Annotated in this window: 8 protein-coding genes and 2 pseudogenes; 5 read left to right on the top strand and 5 right to left on the bottom strand. The window is 60.6% G+C overall.

Annotation, left to right across the window (positions count from 1 at the left end):
• Positions 1-218: 218 nt before the first annotated feature.
• From ACT6QH_RS00130 to ACT6QH_RS00120, 3 genes are read left to right on the top strand one after another with little or no spacing between them, the layout of a single operon-like run.
• Entirely contained in the window at positions 219-389 is a 171-nt protein-coding gene (locus ACT6QH_RS00130) for a hypothetical protein (RefSeq protein ID WP_444972807.1), read from the top strand.
• The gene (locus ACT6QH_RS00125; protein ID WP_444972806.1) at positions 386-1,579 is read left to right on the top strand and encodes a restriction endonuclease subunit S; all 1,194 of its coding nucleotides are present in this window, start codon (positions 386-388) and stop codon (positions 1,577-1,579) included. Before ACT6QH_RS00130 ends, ACT6QH_RS00125 begins: the two co-directional genes overlap by 4 nt.
• A 9-nt stretch (positions 1,580-1,588) precedes the next feature.
• The gene (locus tag ACT6QH_RS00120) at positions 1,589-4,981 is read left to right on the top strand and encodes a DEAD/DEAH box helicase family protein (RefSeq protein WP_444972805.1); all 3,393 of its coding nucleotides are present in this window, start codon (positions 1,589-1,591) and stop codon (positions 4,979-4,981) included.
• Positions 4,982-5,209: 228 nt separating this feature from the next.
• Here ACT6QH_RS00120 and ACT6QH_RS00115 read toward each other — a convergent pair whose 3' ends face one another.
• Both ACT6QH_RS00115 and ACT6QH_RS00110 read right to left on the bottom strand, forming a co-directional pair.
• Positions 5,210-5,428, bottom strand: a complete 219-nt coding sequence (locus tag ACT6QH_RS00115) for a terminase small subunit (protein ID WP_444972804.1) — start codon at positions 5,426-5,428, stop codon at positions 5,210-5,212.
• A complete protein-coding gene (locus tag ACT6QH_RS00110) occupies positions 5,425-5,655 on the bottom strand; it encodes a terminase small subunit (protein WP_444972803.1) in 231 nt (76 codons plus the stop codon). Before ACT6QH_RS00110 ends, ACT6QH_RS00115 begins: the two co-directional genes overlap by 4 nt.
• A gap of 152 nt (positions 5,656-5,807) precedes the next feature.
• Between ACT6QH_RS00110 and ACT6QH_RS00105 the strand changes: the two genes are divergently transcribed.
• A protein-coding gene (locus ACT6QH_RS00105) for an IS5 family transposase (protein WP_444972802.1) occupies positions 5,808-6,583 on the top strand; the annotation gives its coding sequence in 2 pieces (ribosomal slippage) (positions 5,808-6,129 and positions 6,129-6,583; 777 coding nt in all).
• 324 nt (positions 6,584-6,907) lie between these two features.
• On the opposite strand, the gene ACT6QH_RS00100 is transcribed toward ACT6QH_RS00105, so the two are convergent.
• The gene (locus ACT6QH_RS00100) at positions 6,908-7,651 is read right to left on the bottom strand and encodes a CatB-related O-acetyltransferase (protein ID WP_444972801.1); all 744 of its coding nucleotides are present in this window, start codon (positions 7,649-7,651) and stop codon (positions 6,908-6,910) included.
• Positions 7,652-7,839: 188 nt separating this feature from the next.
• Between ACT6QH_RS00100 and ACT6QH_RS00095 the strand changes: the two are divergent.
• Positions 7,840-8,426 (top strand): annotated as a pseudogene (locus tag ACT6QH_RS00095) (IS3 family transposase); the annotation flags it as partial.
• A gap of 90 nt (positions 8,427-8,516) precedes the next feature.
• Here the strand turns inward: ACT6QH_RS00095 and ACT6QH_RS00090 are convergent.
• Positions 8,517-8,690 (bottom strand): annotated as a pseudogene (locus ACT6QH_RS00090) (ATP-binding protein); the annotation flags it as partial.
• A 29-nt stretch (positions 8,691-8,719) separates the two neighbouring features.
• Positions 8,720-8,982 (bottom strand): integrase core domain-containing protein (locus tag ACT6QH_RS00085; protein WP_444972800.1); only part of this gene is annotated, 263 nt, incomplete at its 5' end.

Raw genomic sequence — 8,982 nt, 5'->3', positions numbered from 1 at the left:
CCCGGAACAACCTGCCCGACGTGGTGTCGCGCGGGGCCCACCGCGCCCGCCCTGGGCCGGGGAACCCCCGCACCCCGCCCAGCGTCTGCGTGTGCGCCCGGGGGATACCCGCGGCGGCCAACGACCCTTCCCCCAACCCCGGGCCGGGGGGGGGGGGGCGCGGGCCCCCCCGCCCCGGCAGTGAGCGGGAGAACCCGCGCACCGCGCAGAGCTTCTGCGTGAGCGCCGAGGAGATCGCGGCGGCGGACTACGACCTTTCCCTCAACCGCTACAAGGAGGTGGTGCACGAAGCCACCGAGCACCGCCCGCCGAAGGAGATCATCGCCGAATTGCTGGCGCTGGAGGATGAGATCGCGGCGGGGCTCAAGGAGCTGGAGGCGATGCTGTGAGTGTGCGGATGGCTCGGCTTGGAGATGTGTGCGAGGTCAATCCGAGAATTCCGAAAGGCATCAGCGACAATACCCTCGTATCGTTCCTTCCAATGAGCGCAATTTCGGAAGACGGATATGTCGCCTTCGAGGAGGCGCGCGCCTATGGCGAGGTGAAGAAGGGATATACTTATTTCGAGCGTGGAGATGTTCTCATCGCCAAAATCACTCCGTGCTTCGAGAATGGCAAAGCAGCGTGCACGACTGCGATCCAGAATCAACTGGGTTTTGGATCGACGGAGTTCCACGTGGTACGCCCTTCGCCGGGCGTGGATGCGAAGTATATATTTTATTTTCTCTGGAGTGCGCGGTTCAGGACTGTCGGCGAGAAGGGCATGACCGGAAGCGCCGGCCAGAAGCGCGTGCCGGCAGATCTCTTGAGGCGCCTGGAAATCCCCCTCCCGCCCCTCGACGAGCAGAAGCGGATTGCGGCGATCCTAGACAAGGCCGATGCGCAGCGGCGCAAGCGCCGGCAGGCCCTCGCCCTCCTCGACAGCCTCACCCAGTCGATCTTTCTGGAGATGTTTGGGGACCCGGTGAGTAATCCGAAGGGTTGGGAGGATGATTTGCTCCTCGCCAATGCGGCCGAAATAGGTTCCGGCGTCACGAAAGGCCGTTCCACACGTGGACAGCAAACCAGGAGTGTTCCATATCTGGCGGTGGCAAATGTTCAGGATCGATCTCTCGACCTGAGGGCGGTTAAAGAGATCGAGGCCACCGAATCTGAAATTCAAAAATATAGATTAATGAAGGGTGATATCCTTGTTACGGAGGGCGGGGATCCCGATAAGCTTGGGCGCGGCACCATTTGGAATGATGAGATTCCGGAGGCCATTCATCAAAATCATATTTTCAAAATTCGCATATTTTCAGATCGCGTGTCGCCGCTGTTCGTAAATTGGCTAATGGGAAGCGCAAGAGGAAAGAGGTATTTTCTCCAGTCGGCCAAGCAAACCACTGGAATCGCGTCAATCAACAAGACGCAGCTATCGAAATTCCCGCTGCTTGTACCGCCGATCGAACTTCAAATTGAGTTCGCTGACAGGGTCGCTACCATAGCCGAGCTGAAGACCAAATTGGAGTCGAGCAAAGCTAATGTGGCTTCCCTCTTCGCCTCCCTCCAGCACCGCGCCTTCACCGGCCAGCTCTGAGACGCGCCCATGTCCAATTTCGCCTTCCTCGCCAGCGAGTTCCCGGAGATCTTCGACAATGCGAAGAAGGCGGAAGGCTATGTGGCGAGTGATCCGCGTTCGGCGGCCTTCTATGCGCGGCGCACGGTCGAGCTCGCCGTGCAATGGGTCTATCGCAACGATGGCGGGCTCACCTTTCCCTATGACGGTCGCATCTCGGCGCTGATCCACGAGCCGAGCTTCAAGGCCCGCGCCGGGCAGGCGGTGTTCACCAAGGCGAAGCTCATCATCTCCATCGGCAACCGCGCCGTCCACGAGGCCCGCGACACCGTCCGCAAGGACGCCGAGGGGGCGGTGCGTGAACTGTTCCATCTGTGCTTCTGGCTGGCGCGCACCTATGCCAAGGCCCCGCCGACGGACACCCTCGCCTTCGATCCCGCCCAGCTCACGCAGAAGGACGATCTCGTCCGCAAGGCGTTCAAGGAGCTCACCCGTCTCAAGGCCGAGATGGAGGCGAAGGACCACGCCTTCGCCGAGCTGCTGCGCAATAAGGGCGACCTCGATGTCGAGCTGAAGGCCGCCCGCGCCGAGCGCGACGCCATCCGCAAGGCCAATGCGCAGCGGCCCGACACCCACGATTATTCCGAGGCGGAAACCCGCGACCGCTTCATCGACCTCCTGCTGAAGGAATCCGGCTGGCCCCTCGACCAGGCGCGCGACCGGGAATTTCCCGTCACCGGCATGCCCAATGGGGACGGCAAGGGCTTCGTCGACTACGTGCTGTGGGGCGATGACGGCAAGCCTTTGGGGCTGGTTGAGGCCAAGCGCACCCGCCGTAGCGAGCATGAGGGCCGCCATCAGGCCAAGCTTTATGCGGACTGCCTGGAAGCTGAGTTCGGCCAGCGCCCGGTGATTTTCACCACCAACGGCTACGATCATTGGATCTGGGACGATGCCACCTATCCGCCGCGCAAGGTCTCCGGCTTCTACAAGAAGGACGAGCTTCAACTGCTGATCCAGCGGCGCGCGAGCCGGCTGCCGCTCACCGGCGTGCCGGTCAACCGCAAGATCGTCGGGCGCTATTATCAGGAGCGGGCCATCGCGCGGGTGAAGGAGGCGTTCGACGCCGGCCACCAGCGCAAGGCGCTCCTCGTCATGGCCACCGGCTCGGGCAAGACGCGCACGGTGATCGCCCTCATCGACGTTCTGATGCGCGCGGGCTGGGTGAAGCGCGTGCTCTTCCTGGCCGACCGCGTGGCCCTGGTGAACCAGGCCGCGCGCGCCTTCAAGGCGCATCTGCCGGATTCGGCGCCGGTCAATCTGGTGACCGAGAAGAATGCCGCGGGGCGGGTCTTCCTCTCCACCTATCCGACGATGATGAACCTCATCGACGAGCGCAAGGGCGAGGCCGCCCGCTTCGGCCCCGGCCATTTCGACCTCGTGGTGATCGACGAGGCCCACCGCTCCGTCTACCAGCGCTATGGCGCGATCTTCGACTATTTCGACAGCCTGCTGGTGGGCCTCACGGCCACCCCGCGCGACGAGATCGATCGCAACACCTATGGCCTGTTCGAGCTGGAAGAGGGGGTGCCGACCGATGCCTACTCCCTCGATCAGGCGATCCTCGACGAATGGCTGGTGCCGCCCGTCGCCGTCTCCGTGCCCCTCCACTTCCTGCGCGCGGGCATCCACTACGACGAACTGTCGGAGGCGGAGAAGGACCAGTGGGACATGCTGGAGTGGGACGAGGCGGATGGCGACCCGCCCGACAGCGTGGAGGCGGAAGCCGTCAACAAATGGCTGTTCAACGCCGACACGGTGGACAAGGTGCTCGCCCATGTGATGACCCATGGACTGAAGGTCGCGGGCGGCGACCGCATCGGCAAGACCATCATCTTCGCCAAGAACCAGGCCCATGCGGAGTTCATCGAGCAGCGCTTCAACCGGGCCTATCCCCATCTTGCCGGGCATTTCGCCCGCGTCATCACCTTCAAGACGGAATACGCGCAATCCCTGATCGACGACTTCTCGAAAAAGGACAGCGCGCCGCACATCGCCATCTCGGTGGACATGCTGGACACCGGCATCGACGTGCCCGAGGTGGTCAACCTCGTCCTGTTCAAGCTGATCCGCTCCAAGACCAAATTCTGGCAGATCATCGGGCGCGGCACGCGGCTCTGCCCGGACCTGTTCGGTCCTGGCGAGGACAAGGAATTCTTCCGCGTCTTCGACTATTGCCAGAATCTCGAATTCTTCCGCCAGAACCCCAAGCCCGACGAGGGCACGAACGCACGTTCCCTCAGCGAGCGCCTGTTCGCCGCGCGCTTCGATCTCATCCGGGCATTGGATGAAAAGGGCCAGCTCTCCACGCCCCCTAGCGCCCCGGAAGAGGGAGGGCCTGACGAAAGCGCGATCCGCGCCGCGGCGCTCGATTTCCTGAAGACCTATGTGGCGACGATGAGCCTCGATAATTTCATCGTGCGCGCCGAGCGCAAGCGGGTCGAAAAATATCAGGCGCCGGAGGCATGGCAGGATCTTTCCGATGCCATGCGCGAGGACTTGATCGAGCACGTCGCTCCCCTGCCGAACGGCATGAAGAGCGAGCCGGAAGAGGCCAAGCGCTTCGATCTCCTGATGTTCAATCTGGAGATTGCGCTGCTGACGGGCGCGCGGCGCTTCGATCAGCTCAAGACGCAGCTTGTCGAGATCGCCTCGGCCCTTGACGAGCAGATAGCGATCCCTGCCATCGCTGCTCAGCACGCGCTCATCCTCGATATCCTGTCCGATATCTGGTGGCAGGGCATCACTGTGCCGCTGCTTGAGCTGGTGCGCCTTCGCCTGCGGGCCCTCGTGCATCATATCGAGCGGCGCCGAAAGGCGATCGTCTACACCAATTTCGAAGATCGTCTGGGAGAAGCGACGGAGCTGGATCTGCCGCAGATTGGGGAAGTTGACTTCGCGCGGTTCAAGCGCAAAGCCCGCCATTTCTTGCGCGACCACGAAGATCACATTGCCATCGCCAAACTGCGACATGGCAAACCGCTGACCGAAACCGACATCGCGGAATTGCGGCAGATGCTGCTCGAAGGCGGCATCGCCGAAAGCCAGCATCTCGAAGCGGCCAGCACTTTGGCTCATGGCTTTGGCCCGTTCCTGCGCGCCCTTGTCGGCCTCGACCGCCACATGGTCGCCGAACGGTTCAGCGAGTTCCTCGCCGATGCGGCGGCCACGGCGCAGCAGATCGAGTTTCTCGACATGGTCATCGAGCATCTGACTGCGAACGGTTCAATGGATCCGGGCCTTTTATACGAAAGCCCATTTACGGACATCGCACCGAGCGGCCCGGAGCAGGTTTTCACCCTTCAGCGCGCGCAGAAGCTGGTGACGATCATCAACGATCTCAACGCGAGCGCCGTAGGTTGAGTTCCAGACGATCGCATGCTGCGGGCAATGCAGGCCGAACCTGTTTGGCTACCCTCACACGGTATCCCGCTGCGAATTATGCCAGCCGTAAAATGGCTAAGCCCAACTCCCAACGTCCAAAACGACAGCGGGAATGGCGCCATTGATAGAGGCCGTGCCTGATTTTGCAATGGTCACGTCTTCGATGGCTCGATTGCCAATGAGCTTGGACTTCCCGTGGGTAGCGGATCATGGCTCTTTGAAATTCGCCAGCAGTTCTGCGGAATTCCTCTCCGTTCCGGCATGAGCCGCAAACAATCCGAGGTGACGCGCGAGTTTTTCGAGAGCGGCGAGCTTGTCCCAGACTTGCAGTGCGACCTTTCGCTCCAAGGTCCCGTCACCCAGTTCGCGGGTCGTGATTTGCAGAAAGCGGATAGCCGCGCAGTCGTTGGGATTGAGCTGGTTCAACGCTTGAGCTTGCCCGTCGCGTCAAAGAGCTGGCCGATATCCGCGAAGGCGATGCGGGCGAACTCCTGCAGTACACGGGCCGCTTCCACCCTCGTCGCTTCCGCCCGGCGCTCCATCAACTGGGCGATCGCCTTTGCGATGTACGGTTTTGACAGGTTCTCGGCACCGATCTGGCGTGCGGTGTGTCGGCTGTAGCCGGCGCGAATGGCGGCGGCGGTCGCGTTCATATCGCGCAAATACTCCGCGACGAACGTCTGCTGCTTGCGGTTGGAGTGAGGTGGTCCCCAATTCCTAGACAGCTAGGCGGCTAGGTGTGGCCCCATAAACTTGCGCGTCTGATCATGTCGTGATTCAAGCTCCCAAACCGGGAGCCTGAGAGATGCGCCGCCACGAGTTGACTGACGAGGAATGGGCGATCATCGCGCCGCTTCTGCCGAACAAGGTGCGGGGTGTGGCGCGGGTGGACGACCGCAGGGTGATCAATGGCATCCTCTGGCGTTTTCGCACCGGAGCACCGTGGCGGGATATACCGGAGCGCTATGGTCCGCGTACAACCCTCTACAACCGCTTCGCGCGCTGGCGAGCCGCCGGGGTCTGGGACCGGTTGCTGGAAGCCGTCTCGGCCGCCTATGACGGCGATATCGTCATGATCGACAGTTCCTGTGTCCGGGTGCACCAACACGGCGCCGCGGTTAAAAAGGGGGCGATGACGATCGTTGCATGGGACGCTCCCGAGGCGGCCTGACCACCAAGATCCATGCCTTGGTCGATGCCGAAGGCAGGCCCATCCATCTCATGCTGACTGCCGGACAGGCAGGCGATGCACCTGCAGGGCGAGAACTGCTGGCCCGTCTCGCTCCAGGAGGCATCCTTCTCGCCGACAAGGCCTATGATAGCGACGCTATCCGCACCGAGACAGCGGAGCGGGGCGGTTTCGCCAATGTGCCGCCACGTGTCACCCGAAAGCGGACCTTCGCCTTCAGCCCATGGCTCTACCGCCAGAGAAATCAGATCGAGCGCTTCTTCAACCGCATCAAGCAGATGCGAGGGCTCGCTACGCGCTACGATCGCCTCCCGGAAAACTTCCTTGCAGCCATCAAGCTCGTCGCAACACGCATCTGGATCACGACTTTATGTGTCCGATGCCTAGCTTAAGCTTGCCGGTGAATGTCGTCACGCCGCCAGTTCCATCCCTCGGAAGCCGTCATTTTCTGCTCTCCGGTTCCAGGACACGATCTTATCGATGTGTCCACCAAACCGGCAGCAGCTCATGGTTTTTCGGCTCGATCATCTGACGCCTCCGATCAACGCTCAACGACCGGAGGCCCGTTTCAAAAAATCGCGTTCCACCACCAGTTGGCCGATCTGGATCACACCCGTCCTCAGCCTTCGCAGCCACCTTCCATTCGCGACCGACAGGCTCAAACCCAACCGTTACAAAAAAACTTAAAGCTAGATAAAGCTTGGGGGCAAGGTCATTCAGGCTATAAGATTGCGCACATCGACCGCCACAGCGCCCAAGGGCTCAATATGTGGAACTCTAGACCGCAACTGCTCGACGGCCTTTGATGGGTTCGAGAAATCAATCCCAGCCAGATCGCGATAGTGGTAGTTCCACCACTGCAAACCGCGCATTTCAGCAGACAAGCACTCATCAAAACGGCGCTTTATCACACGTGCCGGGACACCGCCAACGATTGTATACGGCTCAACATCCTTCGTGACCAAGGCATTAGCCGCCACGATAGCGCCATCACCGATTGCAACCCCCCCCATGATCGTAGCGCTCATCCCTATCCAGACATCGTTGCCAATAGTCACTGGGGCAGGGAGTGCGTCATAACTGCAAGACGGGAAATAATCTTCTGGAAGATCAAAGAACTCCCTATCCAAATACCTAGACTTAGAGTATTGGAACGGGTGAGAACTTACCCAGTCAGCCGGATGTTGGGTGGTAATCGTTCTCGCGCCGGCCGCTATACTGCAATATCGGCCGATGCGAACACGAGATGCCATCAGGCGACCGGTGAATCCGTCACTGTATGAGAACGCCCCCATGCTTAGAATTGTACGTGGAGGGTGCAGTGTGTACGGCTCTACTGGCTCACCCGCAATTGAGATTGTATCTCCAGCTTTTGGAACAGCAGAGTTAAAGCCAATCCTGCTATTCCGTAGGGCATCAATATCATCAGAAGATAGTGTTTTAGAGGTCGCGAATTTCATAGGATATGTCTCAGCGGTTTCACAACCTATCTAATAGATATCTGCGTCGGTCAACTAGGTGTTTGATCCCATGGTTTGATGGTGCGATCTTTTCTTTGGAATGGAAGGATGCCCTATGGAACTGAGGTGGCCCCCGAAACTTGGACAGGGAGGTAAGCTTGGTTCGACCTGACGGAAGGACGAGCCCGATGACCGGGAAGAGGAAGCGGTATTCAGCGGATTTCAAGGCGAAGGTTGCCCTTGAGGCACTGCGCGGGGCGCAGACGTTGGCACAGCTGGCGGCGAAGCACGGCGTCCACCAGACCATGATCAACGCCTGGAAGAAGCCGGCGGTCGAGGGCATGGCCACAGTGTTCTCGGGCAAGGCGGAAGCCGCCGAGGCTGCCCGCGAGGGTGAGATCGACCAGCTCCACGCGAAGATCGGGCAACTGGTGGTGGAACGGGATTTTTTGCGTCGGGCCTCCGGGCGCTGAGCGTGGGGGCGAGACGCGACATGATCGAACCGGATCACCCACAACTGCCGATCACGCGCCAGTGCACTCTGGTCGGCATCAGCCGGTCGGCGTTCTATGGCGGCCCGAGGACTGAAAGCCCCGAGATCCTCGCCATCATGCGAGCAATCGACGGCCAGTTCCTCGAAACGCCGTGGTACGGCTCGCGACAGATGGTGCGCCATCTGCGCCGGCAAGGACACGCGGCCGGGCGCAAGCGCGTGCGGCGCCTCATGGCCCGCATGGGGCTGGCCGCCATCTACCAGCGGCCGAAGACCACGGTGCTGTTGATTGCCACTGAGAAGTGACCCGGGATTTCCATTGAGAATTGACCCGGGTGGGTATGGTTTATGTGCTGCCGTTTCTGGGCAGGTTCAAGATGGGGGCTTCTCCTTTCTGGCTTTGGGCGCCGCAGTGCTGGCGCGGAAGCGGAAGCTGTCGTTTCCGGTTTCCAGGATGTGGCAGTGGTGGGTAAGCTGATCGAGCAGCGCGGTGGTCATCTTGGCGTCACCGAACACGCCAGCCCATTCGCTGAAGCTCAGGTTGGTGAGCTGCTGCCGGTTTGGTGGACAGTTGGTTAAGCCTGCTTCGCGCGTTCTTCGAACTCCATTGGGCTGATATAGCCCAGTTTCGAGTGTCTGCGATGAGGATTGTAAAAGCGCTCTATATAATCAAACACATCAGAGCGGGCCTCATCGTGGGTACGATAGAGTTTGCGGGCTGTTCTCTCCGTTTTCAGTGATGAGAAAAAGCTCTCCATGGCCGCATTGTCCCAGACATTGCCGGACCGGCTCATGGAACAGGTGATGCCGTTGTCGCCCAAAAGCCGCTGGAACTGCT

It is taken from the genome of Haloleucobacter albus, from assembly GCF_052492075.1.
The sequence above is the reverse complement of the archived record's forward strand: the minus strand, read 5'-3'. Positions and strand labels throughout refer to the sequence as shown.